Origin of the sequence: Exiguobacterium sp. SL-10 (genome assembly GCF_004337025.1) — a bacterium.
Lineage (GTDB): Bacteria > Bacillota > Bacilli > Exiguobacteriales > Exiguobacteriaceae > Exiguobacterium.
This window is the reverse complement of record NZ_SJUP01000002.1, coordinates 1-24307: the sequence shown is the minus strand read 5'-3', so window position 1 is coordinate 24307 and position 24307 is coordinate 1. Positions and strand designations below refer to the sequence as shown.

Sequence of the window (24307 nt, the reverse complement as noted above, 5' to 3'; positions counted from 1 at the left end):
TTACTCTGCAACGTATGGAAGCAAAGCCATTTGACGTGAGCGCTTGATAGCGACAGTAAGTGGACGTTGGTATTTCGCTGAAGTACCAGTCACACGACGTGGAAGAATTTTACCACGCTCCGAAACGAAGCGTTTGAGCAATTCTACGTCTTTATAATCGATATGAGTGATGTTGTTCGACGTAAAGAAACATACTTTACGACGACGACGACCTCCTGGACGACGTGCCATGTGAAGACCTCCTTTTTAGTTTAGTTTCGAATCGATGCGATCAAAATGGCAGATCGTCATCCGATAAGTCGATTTTTCCGCCGCCCGAGAACGGATCGGCTTCAAAACCTTTGTTTGAGTTCGAGGACTGAGATGAAGTCGAAGAAGCGGCTGCGCCCCATCCTGACCCACTTGACTCACCACCACCGAAGACATCTCCAGCCGGTGCTGTATCACGTTGCGTTGAAGCACCGCGTGGTTCAAGGAAGCGTACGCTATCGGCTACGACTTCTGCCCGGTAACGACGTTGGCCATCTTGACCTTCGTAACTACTGATTTGAAGGCGACCGTCTACGCCGGCCATGCTGCCTTTTTTCAAATATTGTGCTACGTTCTCTGCTTGTTTGCGCCAAACGACACAATCAATAAAGTCCGCCTCGCGCTTCCCATCTTGTCCAGTGAATGGACGATCGCAAGCGAGAGTGAAGCGAGTTACGGCAATCCCGCTCTGCGTATAACGCATTTCTGGATCACGTGTCAATCGACCAACTAACACAACTCGGTTAATCATCTCAAAGCTCCCCTTTCGCAATATGAAGCGTTAAGAATTAACGCTCGTCTTTAGTTGTCATTTGACGGACAACGTCATCAGAGATCTTCATGAGACGCTCTGTTTCTTGAATCGCTTTAGGCTCAGCAGTGATGTTGAGAAGAACGTAGTGTCCTTCGCGCATCTTGTTGATTTCGTAAGCGAGACGACGTTTACCCATGTCTGTTGTTTTGTCAACAGTACCACCGTTTTCAGTGATGACGTTGTTGAAGCGTTCGATCAAAGCTTTCTTCGCTTCCTCATCAACTGATGGACGGATAATGTAAAGAAGTTCGTATTTACGCATTATCTTTCACCTCCTCTTGGACTAACGGCTCCTACCGGTTGTAGGAGCAAGGAGCAAACAATTGTTTTACTCACGTCATAATATACTATCAAACTTCTGTTCATTTTACAATACGTTTCCGTAAAATGGCTTAAACGTTGAAACGGAACGTGACCACGTCGCCATCTTGGAAGACGTACTCTTTCCCTTCCGAGCGAAGCTTCCCTTGTTCTTTGACGGCCGTCATGTTGCCGGCAGCAGACAAATCTTCATACGCGACGACTTCGGCACGGATGAATCCACGTTCGAAGTCAGAGTGAATGACGCCCGCACATTGTGGAGCTTTCATGCCTTGCTTGAACGTCCAAGCACGTACTTCTTTCTCGCCCGCCGTGAAGTATGTCGCGAGACCGAGCGTCGAGTAAGCGGCACGGATCAATTGATCGAGTCCAGACTCCTCGATGCCGAGATCTTGCAAGAACTCAAGGCGTTCTTCTGGTTCAAGCTCCGAGATTTCCTCTTCGATACGGGCACAGATGACAATCACTTTCGCCCCTTCTGTCGCCGCGTGTTCACGAACCGCTTGGACGTATGGGTTTTGATCGGCATCCGCCACTTCGTCTTCGCTGACGTTCGCGACGTAAAGCATCGGCTTCATCGTGAGCAACTGGAAGTGTTTGACGATGGCGAGTTGGTCTTCTGTCAATTCAGCGACACGGGCCGGACGCTCCGATTCAAGAATCGCTTGAACGATTTCGAGCGCCTCAAGTTCTTGGGCCGCCCCTTTATCTTTCGATTTGACCATTTTTTGGACACGCGTGATGCGTTTCTCGACCAATTCGAGGTCAGCCAAAATCAACTCGAGGTTAATTGTCGTGATGTCATCGATTGGTGAGACTTTACCTGCCACGTGCGTGATGTTGTCATCTTCAAAGCAACGGACGACTTGGCAAATTGCATCGACTTCGCGGATGTTGGCCAAGAACTTGTTTCCGAGTCCTTCTCCTTTTGACGCGCCTTTCACGATTCCGGCGATATCTGTAAATTCAAAAGCGGTCGGTACGGTTTTCTTCGGTTTGACGAGTTCCGTCAATCGGTCAAGACGCGCATCCGGTACTTCAACGACCCCAACGTTCGGGTCGATCGTGGCGAACGGATAGTTGGCTGCTTCTACACCGGCTTGCGTGATGGCGTTAAATAATGTCGATTTCCCGACGTTCGGTAATCCGACGATTCCTGCTGTTAATCCCACTTGTATTTCCTCCTCATCCGGCTTTCCCGGGAAATGTTGATCCGTCTGTGGAGTGGGTACGTTCAGTACACCACACCGTCACATCCTTCACAATTATAGTTAGTCCTCGATTAAACCGCAACTCACGGTTGTAACATAGAGAAGAACGCCACTTAGTCAGCGGCGTTCTCTTGTGGAAGCACTTTTTTCAATCGCTTATCGAAGTCTCGGCGTGGCATGAGTACGCTTGCCCCGCAGCCTTGACACTTGATGCGAATATCCATCCCGACCCGAGTCACCTGCCAACGGTTCGTCTGACACGCATGCGGTTTCTTCATTTCTACAAAATCGTTTAATTCATACGATTTAGCCTGCATTTTCGGGCGCTCCTTTAGTCGATGTAGTTGGCGGCATCATGACGGTCCGCGGATACGGAATCTCGATTCCGCGCTCATCCAATCCGGCCTTCAACTCTTTATGCAAAATTCTCCCGGCCGCGAAATGTTGCGTCGGTGGAACTTCAGCCATAAGACGATAAACGACTTCTGATGGTCCGAGCGACTGGACGCCGGCGAGCGTGATCGGCTCGATGAACAAATCGTGATACTTCTCTTCGACCGTCTTCGCAATCTCTTTCAACGCCTTCTCGACTTTGCCCATATCTTCTTCATAGGCGACACCGATGTCGACGACCGCGACGCTATTCTCGAGCGAGTAGTTCGTCACTTGCATGATCTGTCCGTTCGGGATGATCGTCACTTGTCCGTTCAACCCTTTCAACTTCGTCGTCCGAATCCCGACTTCGATGACGGTCCCGTCGACTTGTTGATTCAAATTGACGTAATCCCCGTTTTTGTACTGATTCTCAAAAATGATGAAGGCGCCCGTAATGACGTCTTTCACCAAGTTCTGTGCCCCGAACGAGATGGCGAGACCAGCAACCCCGGCCGATGCGATCAACCCGGCGATATTGACACCGAACTGACCGAGCACCGTCAAAATCATAATCAGGCCAAGCACGTAACGAATCGTGTTTTGAGCCAGTTTCGACAACGTCTCATTTTGACGTTGGGCGACGATATTATCTTCTTTGATTTTACGTAATGCGAACACGCGCTGGACCATCGATGTCAAAATGCGTGACGCCACATAAAGCGCCAAGATGATGAGTGCGACACCCGTCAATTTAATGCCAAGGCCGATCCACATCTCCGTGTCTTGGAAATAGGCGACGAACCGATTGACGTTATCAATCGTCTCGTCTGCCACCGTACTTAAGTCTGTATCTGTATTTTGTGAAGCCATGTTGTCACCTCTAAAGTTATAGATTCTCACTCATCAAACCATAATTGACGACTTTTCTCAAACGCTACATCCGGACGTTATAAGTTTTGATGTTCCGGGAATGGGATAATACGATGTCATTCCGCAATTGCAACTAGACGCAGACAGCTTAGAAGAGAGGATGAGATTCATGCCGTTTCGCCTAAAACCTCATAAACCATACTCTTTCTTCATCGAACATACCGAACGGAGTGGATCCAAGCTCTTTGCCGATCAACTGCACGACCAGTTGGCAAAAGAGACGCATCGTCCGATTGTCCTCGTTTGTATCGGCTCCGACCGTTCAACCGGTGATTCCCTCGGACCGCTTGTCGGAACGTTCCTCGAAGAACGGTCCGTTCGCAATATCCATGTTTACGGCACACTGACGAAACCGGTCCATGCCCTGAACCTCGTCGAGACGCTCCACGAGGTGCAGACACGCTTCCACCGTCCCCTCATCATCGCGATCGACGCCTGTCTGGGCCGATTGTCGAGTGTCGGGTATATTTTCTTTTCGGAAGGACCGCTCGCTCCCGGCGCCGGTGTCCAAAAAGAACTCCCTTCGGTCGGTGAGTACAATATTAAAGCTGTCGTCAATGTGAGCGGCTTCATGGAAATGATGATTTTGCAAAACACGCGCTTACATCTCGTCTATGAGTTGGCCCGTTTCATCACCGATGGCTTCGCCGAATTCGACTCACGAATCGGACGGCTCCCTCAAGAAGAAGCGGCCATTACTCGGCTACGTCAATCCCGCGACGAATCGAAATCTTGAGGCGATAAAAGTGTCAACAGATGCTCCAAATCATCTTGTGAGAAATACTTCAGTTCAAGCACGCCCCCTTTTCGACGCGGGCGAATCGACACATCCATTTGAAGACGTTCCGCTAGTACCGCCTCGACGGCTTCCACGTCGGCGTCCGAGCGCTTGAGCGTCTTTTTTTCGATGCGTTCTTTTTGTAAGTAGCGCTCGAGCCGTCGAACCGTCCACTGCTCGGCGATGACGCGACGAGCGATCTGTTCCATGGCCTGAGCCGATTTCATGCCTGTGATGGCACGTGCGTGTCCCATCGTCAATTCGCCGACCATGACCGCATGTTGGACCGCACTCGGCAACCGGAGCAGTCTGAGACTGTTCGTCACGCGGCTCCGACTTTTCCCAACGCGTTCGGCAAGTTGTTGCTGCGTCAACCCGAGCGTTTGCATCAACTGCTCGTAGGCAAGCGCCTCTTCAATCGCATTCAAGTCGGCTCGTTGAATGTTCTCAATCAAGGCCAGTTCCATGACGCGGTCCGAGTCGGCTGTCACGATCAGCGCCGGGATGTCCGCTTTGCCGGCTAACTTCGCAGCTTGAAATCGGCGTTCCCCGGCAATGATCTCATAAAATCCGCTCGCTTTACGGACGACGATTGGTTGCAACACACCGTAACGCTCAATCGACTGTCTGAGTTCGTCTAACTTTTCCGGCTCAAACTGTTTGCGGGGCTGGTTCGGGTTCGGGCGAATATGATTGATTGGTAACCGTTCCATCCTGATTCCTCCATTCCATCTAATTGCTACAAAAAAAGCACGGGCTCACTTTTGTGGCCGTGCTTTCGGGATTCGAATCCGAATTTCAACAAATTCATCCTCTTCGACTTCCTCGGTTTGGACTTCGATGCCGGTTTTACCGATCAAGCTGACCGAGTCACGGATGGTGTTGATAGCGATTCGCGTATCTCTAGCAAAACTTTTCGTCCGACGGCGCTGTTTTTTCGGTTTCCGTTTCTCTTCTTCAATCGGTGTCGTCAAAAATTCGACGCGTTCCTCCGTCTCTTTGACGTTGAAGTCTTGCTCTAAAATCTCCATGAGCACTTGGATTTGAAGGCCGGACTCTTTGAGCGGTAAAAGCGCCCGGGCATGACGTTCATTGATTTGGCGGTCACGCAAACATTGCTTCACGTCTTCTGGTAGTTTCAACAGACGCAATTTATTGGCGATTGTCGACTGACTCTTTCCGAGACTCTTCGCAAGTGCGGCTTGTGTCAGCCCGTTCATCGCGAGCAGACGGTCATACGCTTCCGCTTCCTCGATTGGACTGAGCTGTTCCCGTTGCAAGTTTTCAATCAATGCCAAAGCAGCTGTCGTATCGTCATCCATATCACGGACGATGGCCGGAATGACAGACCAACCGAGCGACTTGACGGCACGGAAGCGACGCTCTCCAGCGATAATCTCGTAGCGCTCCCCGTCCGCCTTGCGAACGACGATCGGCTGCAACAGACCGTGCTCGTCAATCGTGACGGCCAATTCTTCAATCTTAGCCGGCTCGAATACTTTACGCGGTTGATAACGGTTCGGTAGAAGCAACGATAAGGCGATTTCTTGGACAGCGTCATTCGGTTTGACTTCTGCCAGTTCCGTGACGGCTACTTCCGGACGACTTCCGAACAGTTTAGCAAATGTTTTCTTCAACGTCGGCACCCCTCTATGTAAAAAAATAAGCAGATTCCACTACCGGAATCTGCTTTTAGTTTCACGTGAAACACTATTGCTCAGATTAGCGGCTCTTTCGCCGGGGTCCCCGCTTTACGAGGATATTTCCCAGGCGTTTTTCGTAATTTATCTACAATTACGATATTACGCTCACTCATCTCTCCTGGCAATAGGAACTGGTGTGTCGTTTTTACTTTCCCACCGAGCACGGCCAAAGCATTTTTCGCATCGACGAGTTCATCCGAAACTTTCGCCGCCTTGAGCGCTACGAACGTTCCTCCAACTTTTGTGAGCGGTAAACAGTACTCGGCGAGCACCGTCATCCGGGCAACCGCACGGGCGGTCACAACATCAAACTGCTCCCGAAATTTTTTATTTTTCCCGAACTCTTCAGCCCGACCATGATGGAACGCGACACCGTCTACTCCGAGTGCAAGCGCGAGTTCGTTTAAGAACGTGATGCGCTTGTTCAATGAGTCGATAATCGTCACATGAAGGTGGGGGTATAAAATTTTCAGCGGCAAGCTCGGGAAACCGGCCCCTGCGCCGACATCACATACGGTCTCGACGTTCGAGAAGTCAAAATGGAACGCTGCACTGAGCGAATCATAGAAATGCTTCAAGTATACTTCTTCTTTGTCTGTAATCGCCGTCAAATTCATCTTCTCGTTCCATTCGACGAGCATCTCGAAATAACGCTCGAATTGAGCGAGTTGTTTCTCACTCAATTCGAATCCTTCTGCCTGCAACGCCTCAATAAATTGGGATTGGTTCATCGTTTCACTCCACTGTCGCGTATTGTCCTTGCTCGATATAGACAAGAAGGATCGAGACGTCTGCCGGGTTTACCCCGGAAATACGTGACGCTTGTCCAATCGAGAGCGGACGAACTTGTTTTAGTTTTTGTTTCGCTTCCGTCGCAAGCCCACCGATTGCATCGTAGTCGAGCTTCTCCGGAATCCGTTTTTCTTCCATCCGACGCATCTTCTCGACTTGTTCGAGTTGCTTCGAGATGTATCCTTCGTATTTCACTTGAATCTCGACTTGTTCCGCCACTTCGAACGGTACTTCGATCGGAGCCGGTGCAAAGCGCGTGAGTGTCGCGTACGTCACTTCAGGCCGCTTCAACAAGATGCTGGCATGGGTCGCTTCCTTGAGCGGGTTCGCGCCGACTTCTTCGAGCACCGCGTTCACTTCTGCCGACGGTTTGATGACGAGTCCATTGAGACGCTTCACTTCTGCCGCGATGGCAGCTCGTTTGTCTTCAAGGTGGGCATGACGCGCTGGAGACAATAGACCGACCTCATGGCCGATATCGCTCAAGCGAAGATCGGCATTGTCGTGGCGAAGGAGCAAGCGATACTCGGCACGTGATGTGAGCAAGCGGTACGGCTCGTTCGTGCCTTTCGTCACGAGGTCGTCAATCAAGACGCCAATATACGCTTGCGAGCGGTCCAAGATGACCGGCTCTTTGCCGAGCACTTGGCATGCGGCGTTGATTCCGGCCATGATGCCTTGTCCAGCCGCTTCTTCGTAGCCGCTCGTCCCGTTGATTTGACCCGCTGTGAACAGTCCACCGACCGTCTTTGTCTCAAGCGTCGGCCAAAGTTGTGTCGGCACGACCGCATCATATTCAATCGCGTATCCAGGGCGCATCATCTCTGAGTTCTCAAGTCCCGGGATCGTCCGGAGCATTTGATGTTGGACGTCTTCCGGCATGCTCGTCGAGAAGCCTTGAACGTAAATTTCTTCCGTGTCGCGGCCTTCCGGCTCGAGGAAGATTTGGTGACGCGGTTTGTCGTTGAACCGGACAACTTTGTCTTCAATCGATGGACAATAACGTGGGCCCGTCCCTTTGATCGCACCTGAGTACATCGGCGAACGATGCAAGTTCTCATCGATCAATTGATGTGTCCGCTCGCTCGTATACGTGAGCCAGCATGGAATCTGTTCGATTGGATCGAGATCTGTCGATGTGTACGAGAAGAGCGACGGATTGTCGTCCCCTGGTTGAATCTCTGTCTTCGAGTAATCGATCGTCTTGCCGTCGATACGTGGCGGTGTCCCTGTTTTGAAACGAACGAGTTCGAGTCCGAGCTCTTCTAAATGCTTCGATAATTCGACCGAAGGCATCTGGTTGTTCGGACCGCTCTCATACGACAATTCACCGATGATGATTTGACCGCGCATAAACGTCCCCGTCGTGACGATGACCGCCTTCGAGCGGTACTCCGACCCGGTATTCGTGACGACGCCGGCGACTTTCCCATCTTCAATGAGGAGTCGTTCGACGAGTGCTTGACGAAGCAACAAGTTTGGTTCGTCTTCAAGCACTTTCTTCATATGATTTTGATATTGGAATTTGTCCGCTTGCGCCCGCAATGCGCGAACCGCTGGACCTTTCGATGTGTTGAGCATCTTCATCTGGATGTACGTCGCATCAATCGCCTTCGCCATCTCGCCGCCAAGGGCATCGATTTCGCGAACGACGATCCCTTTTGCGGGACCACCGATTGACGGGTTGCAGTACATGAATCCGACCATGTCCGGATTCATCGTGAGCATCGCCGTTTTCGCGCCCATGCGCGCCGACGCGAGCGCCGCCTCGATCCCTGCATGACCGGCTCCGATGACGATGACATCAAACTCTCCTGCCGTGTAAGCCATAGTTGTTCCTCCTTATTATTTCCCAAGACAAAACTGTGAAAAAAGTTGATCAATCAAACTTTCTTGAACGGTATCCCCATTGATTTCGCCAAGCGTATCCCACGCCCGTCGTAAATCGATTTGGACCATATCGATCGGCATGTTCATGACGGCACTTCCGAGTGCCTCATCGATTTGGTCGATCGTCCGTTTGATGAGTTGAATGTGTCGTGCATTCGAGATATATGTCATATCCTGTGATTCGACGCCTTTGGCGAAGAACAAGTTCGAGATCGCCTTCTCCAATGCGTCGATGCCCTCTTCTAATAAGAGGGACGTCGCCACGATCGGGCGACCCGCCGCTAGTTTCTCCAGCTTAGAAGCATCCATATTTTGTGGCAAGTCCGTCTTATTGATAATGATGATGGCATTCATCCCAGCAATCGCCTCAAACAGCGCCTCATCTTCGACGGTCAGTCCTTCGTGCCCGTTCAAGACGAGCAAAATCAAATCTGCGCCCTCGAGCGCCTTGCGCGACTTCTCGACACCGATCCGCTCGACGATATCTTCTGTCTCCCGAATCCCGGCCGTATCGATCAATTTGAGCGGAACGCCTTTGACGTTCACATACTCTTCAATCGTATCACGTGTCGTACCGGCAATTTCCGTGACAATCGCTTTCGTCTCTTGAACGAGTGTGTTCATGAGCGATGACTTCCCGACGTTCGGGCGACCGATAATCGCTGTCGCGAGCCCTTCGCGTAAAATCTTCCCTTGTCGCGCCGTCTCGAGCAGTTGCTCAAGGACACGTTTCACTTCGCCCGCCTTGTCTTCGACAATAGCTTGGGTCATTTCTTCAGCGTCGTATTCCGGATAGTCGATGTTGACCTCGACCGCCGCAATCGTCTCAAGCAACAGTTGGCGCAAGTCGCGGACGAGCCGTGACAAACGTCCTTCCATCTGTGACATGGCGACGTTCATGGCCCGATCCGTTTTGGCACGAATCAAATCCATGACGGCCTCTGCTTGCGATAAATCGATGCGTCCATTCAAAAAGGCGCGTTTCGTGAACTCGCCAGGTTCTGCCAAGCGGATGTCCGGTTGTTCAAGAATCAGTTCGAGGACACGATTGACCGCGACGATTCCTCCGTGGCAATTGATTTCGACGACGTCTTCTCGCGTGAACGTCTTCGGTGCGCGCATGATGCTCACCATGACTTCATCGACGACCTCGTCCGTGCCAGGACGTTTCAATTTTCCGTAATGGATCGTATGTGACTCCACTTCAGTCAAATCTTTTCCAGAAAACACACGGGCCACCGTCTCGACGGCGCGGTCACCGGACAAGCGGACGATTCCGATTGCCCCTTCACCCATCGGCGTCGAAATCGCCGTAATCGTGTCAAACTCTAGCATCATCTTTCCCTCCCATACTTCTTACTACTTCCTTTATCTTATGCATAACGCACCTACTATACACGATATTTGTCTCGAACGAAAGAGTCCGACCTCTCGAGCGATGCTTGCATTTCAGGGAATTACTTTAGTACAATAAAGGAATATATTTCCATGGAGGACGTGATGAAATGCGACAGCAAGATGCCATCGCCACATTGACCGACAGCCTCATCTTCGATGCGGACGTGCAGGCCATTTTCTTGAAAGGATCGTTCGGACGTGGTGAAGCGGACGAACATTCCGATGTCGACTTGTACGTTATGGTCGCCCCTGACAGCCTGAATGAGTTCTTGTCGCGCCGCCGCGACCATCTGGCCACATATCGCCCGTTGCTGCTCGAGGACGAAATCGATATCGTGGCTCCCCAACTGATCGTCGTCTACGATGATTTCTTGCATCTCGACTTCTTCACGGTGACGGCGGATACGTTGAACCATCAAGACACAATCACGGTGCTGTATGATCCGGAACACCGACTAAGGCAGCATCCGAGTTCGCTCGCTTTGTCGGATGAGGACTTAAGTGGACACGTATTCGATGCGATTTGGTTCTTTTTCCAATATACGAAAGCCCGTGACCGCGGCAATGACATTTGGGCCGTCGAGATGCTCCGGCAAGGGATGAGTCATTTCGCTTACGCGCTCGCCGCTCATCATGAAGCTGAACGGGCCGCACTCGGATTGAAGGACGTCGCCGCCAGACAGCGGATTGAACTCCGGAGTTTTTATGAAGCGTTGACACCCGACCATCATGCCACGGCCGCGCGTTGGTATGTCGCTCGCCTCGAAGCCGAACGTCCTTTTTTTGAGACGACCGATGCGTTCGAACAAATCGGCCCCTTTTTCGACAGTCTCATGGCACGCGAAAAAAGCCGCTCCTGATGTGAGCGGCTTTTCGTTATCCTTGCTGACGTCTCGAGGAGCGCAGCGTGAAGTATAGTACCCATTCGATCACTCCGACGACGATGAGAAAACCACCGAACAGTTGGAACAAGACGAGCAGGCTGTCGAACGGGTTCGCCAACATGAGGAGCCCGATTCCGATCCATAGTAGACTGCTCAGCATGAAGTACATCCACCGATTGGCGATGGTCCGGCGAAACCCAACGGCTTGAATCAATCGGATGATACCGCCGAACAAGAACAGCACACCGATAAAAATCGGAAGCAGGCTCGCTAATGTTTCAGCGAAGAAAAAGACGATCAAAGCGATCAATAAATAGATGATTCCCATAAAGAAGCCAGGGGGGAGACCGTCTCGTTTATGACGTAACCCTTGAACGATGGCAACTAAACCGATGATGGCAAAATAAGCAGCGACCAAATAGACGATCGCGTCAAAAAAGAAGCGTGGATACAAGATGATGAGTAAGCCGATGATGACATAAAGCGCCGCCTGAATGAATGTCGACCGTTCTAACCGTTTGACGAGTGTCTCCATATGAAAGACCCCTTTCCCATGTAACGAAATAGACCACTTCTTCCTTTATTCCCGTATTCTGCCTTGATCCATCCGAAACGACAAAAAAAGGCTGTGGATTGGTTATCCACAGCCTTAACAGTTATTTACGTTTTTTCTTTTTCGTCTTCTTATCTTCTTCTGCGAGTACGGCACGTTCTGCTTCTTTCGCCGCGATTTTCGCTTCAGCTTGAACTTTCATCTTCTCACGCATCGGGAGCATGATTGCCATCGTCACGATGATTGAGATGATGTAACCGACGACCCAGTACATAGAGAGGGCTGCCGGAAGCGTGATCGACATGACGAAGATCATCACAGGGAAGATGTAGAGCATCATTTTCAATTGCGGGTTCTGTTCTTGGCCCGCCATTGAGATTTTTTGTTGTGCATACGTCAAGATCGCCGCGAGAATCGGTAAGATAAACGTTGGATCTGGCGCCCCGAGGTCGAACCAGAGGAACTGCGCTTCAAAGATTTCAGGTGTCCGACGAATCGCATCGTAGAACGCGAAGAGGATCGGCATTTGAATCAAGATTGGCAAGCAGCCCGCGAGCGGGTTGATTTGATACTCTTGATACATTTTCATCATTTCTTCTTGCAGTTTACGTTGTGTCTCTTGGTCTTTCGAGCTGTATTTCTCACGCAACTTGAGCATCTCTGGCTGCAACACTTGCATCGCACCCATGCTCTTCGTTTGCTTGATCATAAGCGGTAAAATCAAGAGGCGGACGATAATCGTCGCAACGATGATCGAGTAACCGTACTGCCACGTCCCACCGATTAAGTAAGCCGCTTCTTTCAACAACCATGCTAGTGGCCAAACAAAGTATTGTGACCAGAAGCCTTCCGTCTCAGCCGTGATCGGCTCTCCTTGGATCGTCGATGGGTCGACACAGCCGGCCATCAACATGATGACGCCGGTCATGACGGCCAACAATCCTAATTTTAGCTTTTTGCTCATAGTTCCTCCTACGCTTTCTTTATTGATTCTTTTGTTTCATCACACGTCTATCGGTCAATCCTAATTAGTTCGCGTTATATATGAAAGAACGAGCTCGGATTGTTACGATCGATCGACTTGTCTCTGCTTCCAAACTTTAGCCCGTTTAAAGACGTGTTTCAAGCTTTCCGTCACTTCATCTTGCGTCAGTGACGTCGCAGGCTTGCGCGCAATGATGACGTAATTGTGCGGCGCCACGTTTGGTTCGAGCAAGCGGAGTGATTCACGCATCAATCGTTTCATCCGGTTTCGTTCCACGGCATTCCCAAGCTTTTTGCTGACCGAAAGTCCGACCCGGAAGTGCGCTTGATCCGCTTTCTGTGTGTAGACGACAAACTGACGATTGGCCACGGAGCGTCCTTCACGAAACACCGCTTGGAACTCTTCATTCTTTTGCAGGCGGTATTCTTTTTTCAAAATTCTCACTCCATCCTTCGCTTCAAAAATCGTCAACTAACATCATACCATATCCCATAGATTTCAACGAGAGCGAATCAGTTTTTTCCGTTCGTTTGTGTGACTTCTGTGACGATATAAAAAAATTGCCCAAGGAGAATTCCTCGGGCAATCTCATGATCTGTATTAGACAGTCAAGGCTTTGCGGCCTTTACGACGGCGAGCTGCAAGAATGTTGCGGCCGTTTTTAGTCGCCATGCGTGCACGGAATCCGTGGACTTTCTTACGCTTACGGTTGTTAGGGTTGAAAGTTGGTTTCATTGTTAAAGCACCTCCTCAAGGTTAACGCTCTATTAGCAAGTTATAGTTTCATTTAAGGCAGTCTTTAAGATTATATAAACTGTTGTCTAGAATGTCAATGAGTTTTCGCCAGGTTTTCCGTTAGGGGGAAATCCATCAGGCGGGAAGGGGACAACGCCTCATGATGGCATGATCTAGAAGAAACGGAAACGATCAGTAACATTGAAAATTAACACTCTTACAGTGACTTTTTTACAAACAGCTGTCTAAAGCCATTTTATCCACATATTCTGATAGTTATCCACACTTATATGTGAATAACTCCTCTTCTTTCAACAATTTTACGATTCCGATTTTTAATTTTTCATTTTCTTCTCTTAAAAAAATATTCTCCCCAATTCCTTCTTCCTCTTTTGTGTATAACTTTCCCACTCTATGTTTCCTTACTTTTAATTATCCACAACATATCCACAGTTTATCCACACTATACACAGCATGTGGATAACTGCCTGTGGATTCTTTTTGTGGTCTGTGGATAAATATCGAAAACCGTTGCCACGTCTATTTTATTTTGATAAACTGAATGTGCACAAACTTGTGGATGAACTTTTAGCAATTCCAAGATATACACAGGCTGTGGATAACTGTTATCCCCAACATTAACACCATGTGGATAACTTTATCCACAGTTTTTGTTCTCTGGGGATAACCCTAGTATCTACTATAAAATAGTGTATGTGTATATCGTGTGAATAAGTTTCGCCAACATGTGAGTAAAGGAGGTCTTTCATTGAAGAATGCTCGCGAGATTTGGAGAAATGTTTTATCTCTGATTGAAGAAGAGGAACGAACACCAAAAGCCAGCTTTGATATGTGGTTGAAATCAACAGAAGGAATTTCGTTGATGGGGACGACGCTCGTCGTGTCCGCACCAGCCAGTTTCATTGTGACTTGGCTCGAACGTCAGTACTTGTCATTGTTACAAGATACGATCGAAGAAGTGACGAACAACAAGCTTGAGATTCATTTTATCGAGGAATCACAAGCACACAAGTATGCACCTGTGGAGGGATCGAAAGAAACGATTGCTGCCACAGAAATGAAAGAACAACCGCTTCCAGTACTGCCGAAAGAGGAAGGGAACCTCGGGCAGTTGAATGACAAGTACATTTTTGAGACGTTTGTCATCGGCTCGGGGAACCGATTTGCTCACGCTGCCTCACTCGCCGTGGCGGAAGCGCCGGCACGCGCCTATAACCCGCTCTTCATTTATGGAGGAGTCGGACTCGGCAAGACGCATTTGATGCATGCGATTGGGCATTACGTGAAAGGGCAAAAGCCTGGTGCGCGAATCGCTTACGTATCTTCAGAAAAGTTCACAAATGAGTTCATCAACTCCATTCGTGACAATAAGACCGAAGAATTCCGCAACCGTTATCGGAACATCGATGTCCTCTTGATTGATGATATTCAGTTTTTGGCGGGTAAAGAACAGACACAGGAAGAATTTTTCCATACGTTCAATGCGCTCCATAACGACCAAAAGCAAATCGTCATCTCGAGTGATCGACCTCCAAAAGAGATCCCGACGCTAGAAGACCGTCTTCGTTCACGATTCGAATGGGGACTGATCACAGACATCACACCACCTGACCTTGAAACACGAATTGCCATCTTGCGTAAGAAGGCGACGGCGGAAGGGCTTGATATCGCAAACGACGTCATGCTATACATTGCCAATCAAATCGACACGAACATTCGTGAACTCGAAGGGGCGTTGACGCGCGTCGTGGCGTACGCCAAGCTCGTCGGTCGTCCGATTGACCCGGATGTCGCTGCCGAAGCGTTACACAACATCATGCCTGTTCAAGAAGCGAAGAAGATCGTCATCCGTGACATTCAAGAAATCGTTGGCCGACACTTTAATATTGAAGTCGACGAGCTGAAGGCGAAAAAGCGGACGAAGACGCTCGCATTCCCTCGTCAAATCGCAATGTACTTGTCCCGTGAGATGACGGAGAGCTCACTTCCTAAAATCGGGGAGGAGTTTGGAGGACGCGATCACACGACGGTCATCCACGCCCATGAGAAAATTAGTACGTTACTCAAGCACGATGCAGAGATGCAAGAGACGATTCAAACGTTAAAGAAAGCTTTGTCATAACAGCATCGATTTCGTTGTGGATATCCTGTGGATAAACCCACCTAGTTATCCACAAGTTATTCACAGGCAGAATGGCTCAATACGAGTGGTTTAAGTGACTTATCCCCAGTATCCACAGCCCTTATTACTATTATGACTTAAATAATACTATTATTATTAACTATATGACTCAGTTCACTTAGGAGGAATTATCCACATGCATTTAACGATTCAGCGAGATGTATTCATGCAAGCCGTACAAGATGTATCGAAAGCCGTTGCTTCTAGAACGACGATTCCAATTCTCACAGGATTAAAGCTTGAGGCTCATGCCGATGGCTTGACGCTCACAGGAAGTGACACCGAGATTTCAATCGAACGCTTAATCCCGATTGAAGAAGGCGGGATCGAACTCATTCAAATTCAACGGGCAGGCAGTGTCGTGCTCAATGCACGCTTCCTTGGTGAAATCGTTAAAAAGTTGCCGACGAATGAAGTGACACTCGAAGTATCGCCAAACTTCATGACGCGGATTGAGTCGGGACAAGCCGAATTCCATTTGAACGGACTCGACCCGGATGAATATCCACGTCTACCTGAACTTTCGAGCGAGCGTCGTTTCTACTTGCCAGCCGATCTGTTAAAGACAATCATTCGTCAAACTAGCTTTGCTGTTTCAGCGCAAGAGACACGTCCTGTGTTGACAGGGGTCAACTTCTCTGCTGAAAAAGGATTCTTGACGTGTGTCGCTACGGATAGCCACCGTCTGGCACTTCGCCGGGCACGATTTGAGACAGACAACGATTTGACGTTCCAAAATGTTGTCGTCCCGGGCCGCTCATTGAACGAACTTGCAAAATTGTTGGATCGTGAAGAATTACCAGTCGAAATCGTGTTGACGGACCAACAAATTTTGTTCCGTTTGAAAAACATCTCGTTCTTCTCGCGTTTACTCGACGGGGCATACCCAGACACATCGCGCTTGATTCCGGAAGAATACCGTACGGCGGTCCGCATGAACGCGAAGGACTTCCTTCAAGCGATCGATCGTGCGTCACTGCTTGCACGTGCTGATCGGAACAACGTGATCAAGTTTGTCGCGGAAGAAGCGACGACGGTAGAAGTCTCATCTCATTCTCCAGAAGTCGGGAAAGTGTCAGAGCGCGTCAGCATCCTGTCACTTGAAGGAGAAGAGTTAAAAATTTCATTCAACTCGAAATTTGTCATGGATGCGCTTCGGGCGCTTGACGCTTCAGAGATCGAAATCCAGTTCACAGGTTCGATGCGTCCGTTCATCTTGCGTCCGGTCGAACAGGATAGCGTCCTACAGTTGATCTTGCCAGTCCGCACGTCTTAAGTCAGACTGAGCGGATTCGGGGATGATGAGGTGTTTCACCTTGTCATCCCCATTTTTGCCTTATTCGACGTTTTTCGATAAACTAATAAGTATGGCGATTTTTTGTACTAAGTATGAAGGAAAGGAAGTGACGACATGGGAAAAGTGTCGATTACAACCGAGTATGTAACACTCGGACAATTTTTGAAGTTGGCTGATATTATTTCAAGTGGAGGCCAGGCGAAGTTCTTCTTAGAGGACGTTCAAGTGAAAGTGAACGGTGAGGTTGATCAACGTCGTGGACGCAAACTACGCGATGGGGACACGATTGAGGTCGAAGGTTTCGGAGACTTCCAAATCGAGGGTAACTAACGTGCATTTAAAGTCGATCCGATTGCAAAATTACCGCAACTACGAAACCCTCGAGCTAGATTTTTCAGAACAGACGAACGTTCTCATCGGTGAAAATGCCCAAGGGAAAACGAATCTGCTCGAATCGATTTACGTACTTGCGCTCGCAAAGTCACATCGGACGACGCAAGACCGTGAACTGATTGGCTGGGAGGCAGATGCGGCGATGGTCGAGGGACGGATTCATAAGCGGACCGGTGAAACGGTCCAGTCGCTGACGTTTTCACCGAAAGGGAAGAAAGCGAAATTGAACCACCTCGAACAACGTCGCCTCAGCGACTATGTCGGCGCCTTTAACGTCGTGTTGTTCGCACCGGAAGACCTCGCCATCGTCAAAGGCAGCCCGCAAGGAAGACGACGGTTTTTAGATATGGAAATCGGACAAGTAAGTCCTGTCTATTTACATGAATTGAATCAGTACTTGAAGATACTGAAGCAACGGAACGCCTTGTTGAAACAGCTGTCCATCAAAGGCGGGGACGAGACATTACTCGAGGTGCTTACCGATCAAATGATTGAACTTGCCGTGAAAATCGTTTCACGCCGGCATCATTTTATCGATCAGCTTGAAAAATGGGCGGGCCCAATCCACGCCGGCATCACACGTGACTTGGAGACACTGACGATTCAATACGTATCGGATACGTTCCAAAAAGAACGTTACCCAAAAGATGCGATGTTTGAAACGTATCGTCAAAAGTTTGATAAAATAAGAGAGAACGAACGAAGACGAGGCGTGACGTTATTTGGTCCGCATCGGGATGATTTTGAGTTGTATGTGAACAATCGCAACGTCCAAACGTTCGGTTCGCAAGGTCAGCAACGCACAGCTGCTTTGTCTTTAAAGCTAGCGGAGATTGAACTGATCCATGAAGAGGTCGGGGAATATCCGCTGCTGTTGTTAGATGACGTGTTATCTGAATTAGACGACCATCGCCAAACCCATCTGCTCGATACGATGGGCCAGAAAGTCCAAACCATCATCACGACGACAAATATCGATGGAATCGCTCACGAAACGATTCAACAAGCAAAGGTGTTTCACGTGAAACAAGGCGAAGTTGAAACGGAATCTGTATAACGTAAGACCAATCCATATGAACACCAATTCATGTATAGTAGGTGAACAAAACCGATGAGTAACGAAAACGAAAAACAAATGCAAGATTATGGTGCCGATCAGATTCAAGTGCTTGAAGGGTTAGAAGCTGTTCGTAAACGCCCGGGGATGTATATCGGTTCAACGAGCTCGCGAGGACTCCACCACTTGGTATGGGAAATCGTCGACAACTCAATTGACGAAGCACTCGCCGGACACTGTGACACGATCACGGTCACGGTCGAACCAGGCAATTCAGTCGTCGTTGAAGACAACGGACGAGGCATTCCGGTCGACGTTCAAAAGAAAACTGGACGTCCTGCCGTCGAAGTCATCTTCACCGTCCTTCACGCCGGAGGTAAGTTCGGCGGTGGCGGATATAAAGTTTCAGGTGGTCTGCACGGCGTCGGTGCTTCGGTCGTCAACGCTTTGTCGACGAAACTTGAAGTATTCGTCCGTCGTAACGGCAACGTCTACTACCAGTCATTCAAACGCGGTGTACCGCAAGGTGAGCTTGAAATCGTCGGAACGACCGATACGACGGGTACGACTGTCCGTTTCTTCCCAGACGGAGATATCTTTGAAGAGACGCTCGAATACGACTTCGATTTGCTCGCTACACGTCTGCGCGAACTTGCGTTCTTGAATAAAGGACTTCGTATCGTCGCCAAAGACGAGCGTAGTGATGAGACGATTGAACGTAACTATCATTACGAGGGCGGAATCAAGTCATACGTTGAACACTTGAACCGTTCGAAAGCCTCAATCCACGATGAGCCTGTGTATGTACATGGCACGAAGGATGGGATTGAAGTCGAGATTGCGCTTCAGTACAACGAAGGATTCGCGAGCAACATCTATTCGTTCACGAACAACATCCCGACGCATGAAGGTGGGACGCACGAGACCGGGTTTAAAACGGCGCTCACACGTTCAATCAACGACTATGCAAAACGCTTCGGTCTCATGAAAGAAGCCGACGGTAGCCTCTCAGGGGATGATGTCCGCGAAGGATTGACGGCGATTGTCTCGGTCAAACACCCGTCGCCACAGTTCGAGGGACAGACGAAGACGAAACTCGGTAACGCCGATGCGCGTACAGCGACAGACTCGCTCTTCACGGATACGTTCGAACAATTCTTGCTCGAGAACCCATCTGTCGGTCGACTCATCGTCGATAAAGGCTTGATGGCGGCCCGGGCCCGCCTAGCGGCAAAACGTGCTCGTGAGATGACACGCCGTAAAGGGATTCTTGAGGTCAGTTCATTACCTGGGAAACTGGCTGACTGTTCATCGAAAGATGCCTCGAAATCTGAACTGTACATCGTCGAGGGTGACTCGGCCGGTGGATCAGCGAAATCAGGTCGTGATCGTCATTTCCAAGCGATCTTGCCAATCCGAGGTAAAATCATCAACGTCGAAAAAGCGAGACTTGATAAAATTTTAGCCAACCAAGAAGTGCGCACAATCATTACGGCGCTCGGGACTGGGATCGCGGAAGAGTTTGATCTCGCGAAGGCACGCTACCATAAATTGATTATCATGACCGATGCCGACGTCGATGGCGCCCACATTCGTACGTTGCTCTTGACGTTCTTCTACCGTTACATGCGTCCGCTCGTCGAAAGTGGCTATGTGTATATCGCGCAACCGCCGCTTTACGGGGTGAAGCACGGGAAAGACGTCACTTATGTCCAGAATGACCGTGAACTTCAAGAAGCGATTAAACAGCTTCCAGAAAATGCACGGTATAGTGTACAGCGTTACAAAGGTCTCGGTGAGATGGACCCTGAACAGTTGTGGAGTACGACGATGAATCCAGAGACACGCTCGATGCTTCGTGTCGACCTTCAAGACGCCATTGAGGCGGATGAGATCTTTGAGACGCTCATGGGTGACAATGTCGAGCCGCGACGTGATTTCATCCAATCACATGCGCATTACGTGAAAAACCTCGATATTTAAAAAGAAGGGTAGGCAATAACGAATGGCAGAACAAGAAAATATCAAGGATATAAATATTAGCCAAGAGATGCGCACCTCGTTCATGGACTATGCGATGAGCGTAATCGTGTCACGTGCCCTCCCCGACGTACGAGACGGTCTGAAGCCAGTTCACCGCCGGATCCTGTATGCGATGAACGAACTTGGGATTCGTGCCGACAAGCCCCATAAGAAGTCGGCACGTGTAGTCGGCGACGTTATCGGTAAGTATCACCCGCACGGTGACTCTGCCGTTTACGAGACGATGGTTCGGATGGCGCAAGATTTCAGTTATCGTTACGAGCTTGTCGACGGACACGGAAACTTTGGTTCGGTCGACGGTGACTCGGCGGCAGCGATGCGTTATACGGAAGCACGTATGTCGAAAATCGCGATGGAACTCGTCCGTGATATCGGCAAAAACACGATCGATTATCAAGCTAACTTTGACGGAGAAGAAAAAGAGCCGGTCGTCATGCCAGCCCGGTTCCCGAACTTCTTGGTCAACGGGACGAGCGGGATTGCGGTCGGGATGGCCACGAACGTGCCGCCGCACAACTTGAACGAAGTCATTGACGGGGTGCTTGCGTTGACGCATAACCCGGATATCACGATTTCTGAGTTGATGCAGCACATCCCGGGTCCTGACTTCCCGACAGCTGGTGAAATTTTAGGACGTAGCGGAATTCGCCGCGCCTATGAGACGGGTCGTGGATCGATCACGATGCGTGCCAAAGCTGAAATCGAAGTGTTGAAAAATGGTCGTGAACGGATTCTCGTTCATGAAATCCCATATCAAGTGAACAAAGCACGTCTTGTCGAAAAGATTGCCGACTTAGTACGTGATAAGAAAATCGAAGGGATTACTGACCTTCGTGATGAGTCAGATCGTAACGGGATGCGTGTCGTCATCGAAGTACGCCGCGATGCGAATGCTAGCGTTATTTTGAACAACTTGTATAAACAAACGCCGATGCAAACGACGTTTGGGGTCAACATGCTTGCCCTCGTCGGAGGTCGACCGAAGACGCTCAACTTGAAACAGGCGATCTATTACTACATCGAGCACCAAAAAGAAGTCGTCCGTCGTCGGACACAGTTCGACCTCGACAAGGCCGAGGCGCGCGCGCATATCCTCGAAGGATTACGTGTCGCACTCGATCACTTGGACGAAGTCATCGCCATCATCCGCAGCACGCGGACCGGTGACGAGGCTCGTGAGAAATTGATTGCTCGCTTCGGATTGTCGACCGAGCAGACGCAGGCGATTCTCGATATGCGTCTTCAACGATTGACTGGACTTGAACGTGAGAAAATTGAAGGCGAGTATCGCGAGATTCGTGCCTTGATCGAAGAACTTCGTGCCATTTTAGGGGATGAAGAACTCTTGCTTCAAATCATTCGCAACGAGTTGACAGAAATCAAAGAGCGTTATGGCGATGCACGTCGGACAGTAATCCGTACGGACATCATCGAGCTCGAAGATGAAGACTTGATTCCGGTTCGCGACATGATGATCACACTTACAAGCGAAGGGTACATCAAGTCGATCCCGAGCGATTCATATCGTACACAACGTCGTGGTGGACGAGGGAAGCAAGGAATGGGCACGAACGATGAAGATTTCGTGTTACGTCTCTTGTCAGCTTCGACGCATGATACGATCTTGTTCTTTACGAACTTCGGTCGCGTCTTCCGCTTGAAAGGCTATGAAATCCCAGAGATGAGCCGGACAGCGAAAGGGATGCCGATTATCAACTTATTGCAAGTCGATAAAGGCGAGAAAGTCGAAACGATGATCCCGGTCGACTTCAATAGCTACTTGGCAGACAAAGCCATCGTTGAGGATGGAAGTGAAGATTCGGAAGCGGAAGTAGCGGATGAGCAATTGTCACTCGTATTTATTACGAAACAAGGACTCGTCAAACGTTCACCGCTCTCAGCGTATGCCCGCATCAATAAAAACGGACTTCGAGCTATCAGCTTGAATGACACCGATGAACTCGTCACGGTCCGCCTCGCGAAGAGTGACGATGAGATGTTGATTGTGACGCGCGAAGGGATGTCGATTCGCTTCCCGCTCGAAGGTGAAGTACGTTCGATGGGCCGTACCGCCCGAGGAGTCCGAGCCATCCGTTTGAAGAAGGATGACGATCAAGTCGTCTCGATGGAAATCGTACGACCGACGCAAGACGTATTGATCATTACGGAAAAAGGTTACGGAAAACGTACCGCCATGGAACAATTCCGTACGCAAGGTCGAGGCGGTTCTGGAATTATCGGGATCAAGACCGACCGTGGTACCGTCGTCGGCATGCGAGTCGTGGATGAGGACGATGATATCATGCTCATGACCGAGCTCGGTGTCGCCATTCGAATCGATTCCCAGACGATTTCGCAAATGGGACGTAGCACACGCGGTGTGAAAGTGATGAATATCGAGGACGGCGATCGTTTGGCAACAATCGCTAAATTGAAAAAAGATGAGCTAGAAGAGGAATCAGCAGATGAGATGGAGAATGGGTTTGATGGTGAAGCACCAGAGACCGACCTGTCGTCTGAAGTGACCGAATAAGGCGAAACAGGTCGAGCGGAGCTTCCGTTCGACCTGTTTTTATATAATCAGGAGGGATGATCATGCGACTCGCTATTTCTAACGTTCACGTAGGGATGATCTTAAAAACATCGGTCTCTTCCTTAGAAGCCGGCATTAGACTGACGAATGAACACTTACGCTTACTTCGGTTTTTAAAAGTCGATGCGATTGAAGTTGATCCGGTGGAACGCCGTCGATTCACACAAGAAGAAGAACGTGATTTATGCGAGAAAATCCTTCAGTATGAACGTCACTATAACCAATGGGAGGAACGGATTGCTCCGAACCCATACGAGGCTCTAGAGTTTGTTCATCAACTGTTTCGTCATGATTATCCGTTATCAGCCATCGTTGCATTTTTCACGAAACAACCCCTTCGTAAAAATCATGTGATTCATCATGCGATTTATCGCGCACTCGTGGCGAAGACGTTGTCGAAATATCGAGGTGATGAACATCGGCTTCAATTTGACTATGGTATCGCCTCATATTTTGCGGATGCTAGCTATGCAAAAATTCGAAAATGGTCACATATGCGTTATTTCACAAAAATGGAACGAGAATTATTGTATCAACATCCTCTTGTATCAATGGCGATGTTGCCTCAAAACCAAACGTTGCGTCAGCGCGTCAGTAAATTGGTTGCGGAACATCATGAGCGGCTCGATGGCTCTGGATTCCCACATCGTTTAGAAGAGCGATCACTCCATCCGGCCTCACCACTGTTCATTGTGGCAGATCGCTTTTGTCAGTTAACGGCACCACGAACGTTTCGAGACGCGTTGACACCGGAAGAGGCTTATTTCTATATGTGGCAAAACGAAGCCTACGATGAGGAAGCACTTACCCTCTTGGCCACATTGCTTGGGTTCTATGAAGTCGGTCGCAGCGTTTTGTTGAGCAGTGGGATCCGTGGGACCATCCGTAACTATACAACGAGCGTCGAACAACCGATTGTCGTATCCGAACCGACGAAAGAAATGTACGATTTGACGCGTCTAGACGAAGTTCGAATCATTGCATTTCAATGAGTTGTGGTGTGTTTCTTCTATATAGTGGCGATGAAGAACACACCACCTTTTTATTCTTTTAAAATATTTTATTTTTATAGTTGACGAATAATAAAGCAGGTGCTATTATTAATGAGTCGCTAAGAGCGGCAGACGAACTTTGAAAACTGAACGATGAGGCAAAAAAGTTTTACAATTTTTGAATGAAGCGCAAGCTTCGTCATTTTTAAAGAGCTATATCAAATTCTTTGGAGAGTTTGATCCTGGCTCAGGACGAACGCTGGCGGCGTGCCTAATACATGCAAGTCGAGCGCAGGAAATCATCTGAACCCTTCGGGGGGACGTTGATGG

General features: G+C 49.3%; 25 protein-coding genes and 1 rRNA gene. 10 read left to right on the top strand and 16 right to left on the bottom strand.

Features of this window, described 5'->3' with window-relative positions; genetic code table 11:
- The 6 genes from rpsR to EVJ33_RS03045 form a co-directional block, all read right to left on the bottom strand.
- Nucleotides 1-231: a 30S ribosomal protein S18 gene (gene rpsR / locus EVJ33_RS03070; RefSeq protein ID WP_015880232.1), complete on the bottom strand. Its 231-nt coding sequence runs from the start codon at nucleotides 229-231 to the stop codon at nucleotides 1-3.
- 40 nt (nucleotides 232-271) lie between these two features.
- Nucleotides 272-781 (bottom strand): single-stranded DNA-binding protein, encoded by a 510-nt coding sequence (gene ssb / locus EVJ33_RS03065; RefSeq protein ID WP_024371077.1) that lies wholly within the window; start codon nucleotides 779-781, stop codon nucleotides 272-274.
- A gap of 37 nt (nucleotides 782-818) precedes the next feature.
- Nucleotides 819-1106, bottom strand: coding sequence for a 30S ribosomal protein S6 (gene rpsF, locus EVJ33_RS03060; RefSeq protein ID WP_021067861.1), 288 nt, complete (start codon nucleotides 1104-1106; stop codon nucleotides 819-821).
- 130 nt (nucleotides 1107-1236) lie between these two features.
- Nucleotides 1237-2337, bottom strand: a complete 1101-nt coding sequence (gene ychF, locus EVJ33_RS03055) for a redox-regulated ATPase YchF (protein ID WP_131434358.1) — start codon at nucleotides 2335-2337, stop codon at nucleotides 1237-1239.
- A gap of 152 nt (nucleotides 2338-2489) precedes the next feature.
- Nucleotides 2490-2693 carry a DUF951 domain-containing protein gene (locus EVJ33_RS03050; RefSeq protein ID WP_131434356.1) on the bottom strand — a complete coding sequence of 68 codons (204 nt, stop codon included), beginning with the start codon at nucleotides 2691-2693 and terminating at the stop codon, nucleotides 2490-2492.
- Nucleotides 2683-3621, bottom strand: coding sequence for a mechanosensitive ion channel family protein (locus tag EVJ33_RS03045; protein ID WP_131434354.1), 939 nt, complete (start codon nucleotides 3619-3621; stop codon nucleotides 2683-2685). Before EVJ33_RS03045 ends, EVJ33_RS03050 begins: the two co-directional genes overlap by 11 nt.
- 169 nt (nucleotides 3622-3790) lie before the next feature.
- On the opposite strand from EVJ33_RS03045, the gene yyaC reads away from it, so the two are divergent.
- Nucleotides 3791-4417, top strand: a complete 627-nt coding sequence (yyaC, locus tag EVJ33_RS03040) for a spore protease YyaC (protein ID WP_131434353.1) — start codon at nucleotides 3791-3793, stop codon at nucleotides 4415-4417.
- Here the strand turns inward: yyaC and EVJ33_RS03035 are convergent.
- From EVJ33_RS03035 to mnmE, 5 genes are all read right to left on the bottom strand, one after another.
- Nucleotides 4390-5172 carry a ParB/RepB/Spo0J family partition protein gene (locus EVJ33_RS03035; RefSeq protein WP_131434351.1) on the bottom strand — a complete coding sequence of 261 codons (783 nt, stop codon included), beginning with the start codon at nucleotides 5170-5172 and terminating at the stop codon, nucleotides 4390-4392. The two genes, yyaC and EVJ33_RS03035, sit on opposite strands and share 28 nt — an antisense overlap.
- 45 nt (nucleotides 5173-5217) lie before the next feature.
- Nucleotides 5218-6096, bottom strand: a complete 879-nt coding sequence (gene noc, locus EVJ33_RS03030; protein WP_131434349.1) for a nucleoid occlusion protein — start codon at nucleotides 6094-6096, stop codon at nucleotides 5218-5220.
- 80 nt (nucleotides 6097-6176) lie between these two features.
- Entirely contained in the window at nucleotides 6177-6893 is a 717-nt protein-coding gene (gene rsmG / locus EVJ33_RS03025; RefSeq protein WP_131434347.1) for a 16S rRNA (guanine(527)-N(7))-methyltransferase RsmG, read from the bottom strand.
- A gap of 4 nt (nucleotides 6894-6897) precedes the next feature.
- A complete protein-coding gene (gene mnmG / locus EVJ33_RS03020; protein WP_131434344.1) occupies nucleotides 6898-8784 on the bottom strand; it encodes a tRNA uridine-5-carboxymethylaminomethyl(34) synthesis enzyme MnmG in 1887 nt (628 codons plus the stop codon).
- 15 nt (nucleotides 8785-8799) lie between these two features.
- Nucleotides 8800-10179, bottom strand: coding sequence for a tRNA uridine-5-carboxymethylaminomethyl(34) synthesis GTPase MnmE (gene mnmE / locus EVJ33_RS03015; RefSeq protein ID WP_131434342.1), 1380 nt, complete (start codon nucleotides 10177-10179; stop codon nucleotides 8800-8802).
- Between the two features lie 170 nt (nucleotides 10180-10349).
- Between mnmE and EVJ33_RS03010 the strand changes: the two genes are divergently transcribed.
- Complete coding sequence (locus EVJ33_RS03010; protein WP_131434340.1) at nucleotides 10350-11102, top strand: nucleotidyltransferase domain-containing protein; 753 nt, start codon at nucleotides 10350-10352, stop codon at nucleotides 11100-11102.
- A gap of 16 nt (nucleotides 11103-11118) precedes the next feature.
- Here the strand turns inward: EVJ33_RS03010 and EVJ33_RS03005 are convergent, their stop codons facing one another.
- From EVJ33_RS03005 to EVJ33_RS15695, 5 genes are all read right to left on the bottom strand, one after another.
- Nucleotides 11119-11661 carry an HdeD family acid-resistance protein gene (locus EVJ33_RS03005; RefSeq protein WP_131434338.1) on the bottom strand — a complete coding sequence of 181 codons (543 nt, stop codon included), beginning with the start codon at nucleotides 11659-11661 and terminating at the stop codon, nucleotides 11119-11121.
- 121 nt (nucleotides 11662-11782) lie between these two features.
- A complete protein-coding gene (yidC, locus tag EVJ33_RS03000) occupies nucleotides 11783-12643 on the bottom strand; it encodes a membrane protein insertase YidC (RefSeq protein ID WP_131434336.1) in 861 nt (286 codons plus the stop codon).
- Nucleotides 12644-12745: 102 nt separating this feature from the next.
- The gene (rnpA, locus tag EVJ33_RS02995) at nucleotides 12746-13099 is read right to left on the bottom strand and encodes a ribonuclease P protein component (RefSeq protein WP_034780297.1); all 354 of its coding nucleotides are present in this window, start codon (nucleotides 13097-13099) and stop codon (nucleotides 12746-12748) included.
- A 165-nt stretch (nucleotides 13100-13264) separates the two neighbouring features.
- Nucleotides 13265-13399, bottom strand: coding sequence for a 50S ribosomal protein L34 (gene rpmH / locus EVJ33_RS02990; protein ID WP_015880216.1), 135 nt, complete (start codon nucleotides 13397-13399; stop codon nucleotides 13265-13267).
- 276 nt (nucleotides 13400-13675) lie between these two features.
- The gene (locus EVJ33_RS15695; RefSeq protein WP_255417526.1) at nucleotides 13676-13810 is read right to left on the bottom strand and encodes a hypothetical protein; all 135 of its coding nucleotides are present in this window, start codon (nucleotides 13808-13810) and stop codon (nucleotides 13676-13678) included.
- A 358-nt stretch (nucleotides 13811-14168) separates the two neighbouring features.
- Here EVJ33_RS15695 and dnaA point away from each other — a divergent pair, with 358 nt between their 5' ends.
- From dnaA to EVJ33_RS02950, 8 genes are all read left to right on the top strand, one after another.
- Nucleotides 14169-15542: a chromosomal replication initiator protein DnaA gene (dnaA, locus tag EVJ33_RS02985; RefSeq protein ID WP_131434334.1), complete on the top strand. Its 1374-nt coding sequence runs from the start codon at nucleotides 14169-14171 to the stop codon at nucleotides 15540-15542.
- Nucleotides 15543-15738: 196 nt separating this feature from the next.
- Complete coding sequence (gene dnaN, locus EVJ33_RS02980) at nucleotides 15739-16878, top strand: DNA polymerase III subunit beta (RefSeq protein WP_131434333.1); 1140 nt, start codon at nucleotides 15739-15741, stop codon at nucleotides 16876-16878.
- A gap of 135 nt (nucleotides 16879-17013) precedes the next feature.
- The gene (gene yaaA / locus EVJ33_RS02975; RefSeq protein ID WP_131434331.1) at nucleotides 17014-17229 is read left to right on the top strand and encodes a S4 domain-containing protein YaaA; all 216 of its coding nucleotides are present in this window, start codon (nucleotides 17014-17016) and stop codon (nucleotides 17227-17229) included.
- 1 nt (nucleotide 17230) lies between these two features.
- Nucleotides 17231-18349 carry a DNA replication/repair protein RecF gene (gene recF, locus EVJ33_RS02970; RefSeq protein WP_131434329.1) on the top strand — a complete coding sequence of 373 codons (1119 nt, stop codon included), beginning with the start codon at nucleotides 17231-17233 and terminating at the stop codon, nucleotides 18347-18349.
- Between the two features lie 54 nt (nucleotides 18350-18403).
- Nucleotides 18404-20332, top strand: coding sequence for a DNA topoisomerase (ATP-hydrolyzing) subunit B (gene gyrB, locus EVJ33_RS02965; RefSeq protein WP_131434328.1), 1929 nt, complete (start codon nucleotides 18404-18406; stop codon nucleotides 20330-20332).
- Nucleotides 20333-20354: 22 nt separating this feature from the next.
- On the top strand, nucleotides 20355-22925 hold the full coding sequence (gyrA, locus tag EVJ33_RS02960; RefSeq protein WP_131434326.1) for a DNA gyrase subunit A: 2571 nt from the start codon (nucleotides 20355-20357) through the stop codon (nucleotides 22923-22925).
- Between the two features lie 62 nt (nucleotides 22926-22987).
- On the top strand, nucleotides 22988-23977 hold the full coding sequence (locus EVJ33_RS02955; RefSeq protein WP_131434323.1) for an HD-GYP domain-containing protein: 990 nt from the start codon (nucleotides 22988-22990) through the stop codon (nucleotides 23975-23977).
- A 224-nt stretch (nucleotides 23978-24201) separates the two neighbouring features.
- Nucleotides 24202-24307 (top strand): 16S ribosomal RNA (locus EVJ33_RS02950); the annotation flags it as partial.

What these genes read in the sequence shown, in the direction of transcription:
- rpsR (WP_015880232.1), bottom strand. Translation starts at nt 231, where the DNA reads ATGGCACGTCGTCCAGGAGGTCGTCGTCGTCGTAAAGTATGTTTCTTT.
- ssb (WP_024371077.1), bottom strand. Translation starts at nt 781, where the DNA reads ATGATTAACCGAGTTGTGTTAGTTGGTCGATTGACACGTGATCCAGAA.
- rpsF (WP_021067861.1), bottom strand. Translation starts at nt 1,106, where the DNA reads ATGCGTAAATACGAACTTCTTTACATTATCCGTCCATCAGTTGATGAG.
- EVJ33_RS03050 (WP_131434356.1), bottom strand. Translation starts at nt 2,693, where the DNA reads ATGCAGGCTAAATCGTATGAATTAAACGATTTTGTAGAAATGAAGAAA.
- EVJ33_RS03045 (WP_131434354.1), bottom strand. Translation starts at nt 3,621, where the DNA reads ATGGCTTCACAAAATACAGATACAGACTTAAGTACGGTGGCAGACGAG.
- yyaC (WP_131434353.1), top strand. Translation starts at nt 3,791, where the DNA reads ATGCCGTTTCGCCTAAAACCTCATAAACCATACTCTTTCTTCATCGAA.
- EVJ33_RS03035 (WP_131434351.1), bottom strand. Translation starts at nt 5,172, where the DNA reads ATGGAACGGTTACCAATCAATCATATTCGCCCGAACCCGAACCAGCCC.
- rsmG (WP_131434347.1), bottom strand. Translation starts at nt 6,893, where the DNA reads ATGAACCAATCCCAATTTATTGAGGCGTTGCAGGCAGAAGGATTCGAA.
- mnmG (WP_131434344.1), bottom strand. Translation starts at nt 8,784, where the DNA reads ATGGCTTACACGGCAGGAGAGTTTGATGTCATCGTCATCGGAGCCGGT.
- mnmE (WP_131434342.1), bottom strand. Translation starts at nt 10,179, where the DNA reads ATGCTAGAGTTTGACACGATTACGGCGATTTCGACGCCGATGGGTGAA.
- EVJ33_RS03010 (WP_131434340.1), top strand. Translation starts at nt 10,350, where the DNA reads ATGCGACAGCAAGATGCCATCGCCACATTGACCGACAGCCTCATCTTC.
- EVJ33_RS03005 (WP_131434338.1), bottom strand. Translation starts at nt 11,661, where the DNA reads ATGGAGACACTCGTCAAACGGTTAGAACGGTCGACATTCATTCAGGCG.
- yidC (WP_131434336.1), bottom strand. Translation starts at nt 12,643, where the DNA reads ATGAGCAAAAAGCTAAAATTAGGATTGTTGGCCGTCATGACCGGCGTC.
- rpmH (WP_015880216.1), bottom strand. Translation starts at nt 13,399, where the DNA reads ATGAAACCAACTTTCAACCCTAACAACCGTAAGCGTAAGAAAGTCCAC.
- dnaN (WP_131434333.1), top strand. Translation starts at nt 15,739, where the DNA reads ATGCATTTAACGATTCAGCGAGATGTATTCATGCAAGCCGTACAAGAT.
- yaaA (WP_131434331.1), top strand. Translation starts at nt 17,014, where the DNA reads ATGGGAAAAGTGTCGATTACAACCGAGTATGTAACACTCGGACAATTT.
- gyrB (WP_131434328.1), top strand. Translation starts at nt 18,404, where the DNA reads ATGAGTAACGAAAACGAAAAACAAATGCAAGATTATGGTGCCGATCAG.
- gyrA (WP_131434326.1), top strand. Translation starts at nt 20,355, where the DNA reads ATGGCAGAACAAGAAAATATCAAGGATATAAATATTAGCCAAGAGATG.
- EVJ33_RS02955 (WP_131434323.1), top strand. Translation starts at nt 22,988, where the DNA reads ATGCGACTCGCTATTTCTAACGTTCACGTAGGGATGATCTTAAAAACA.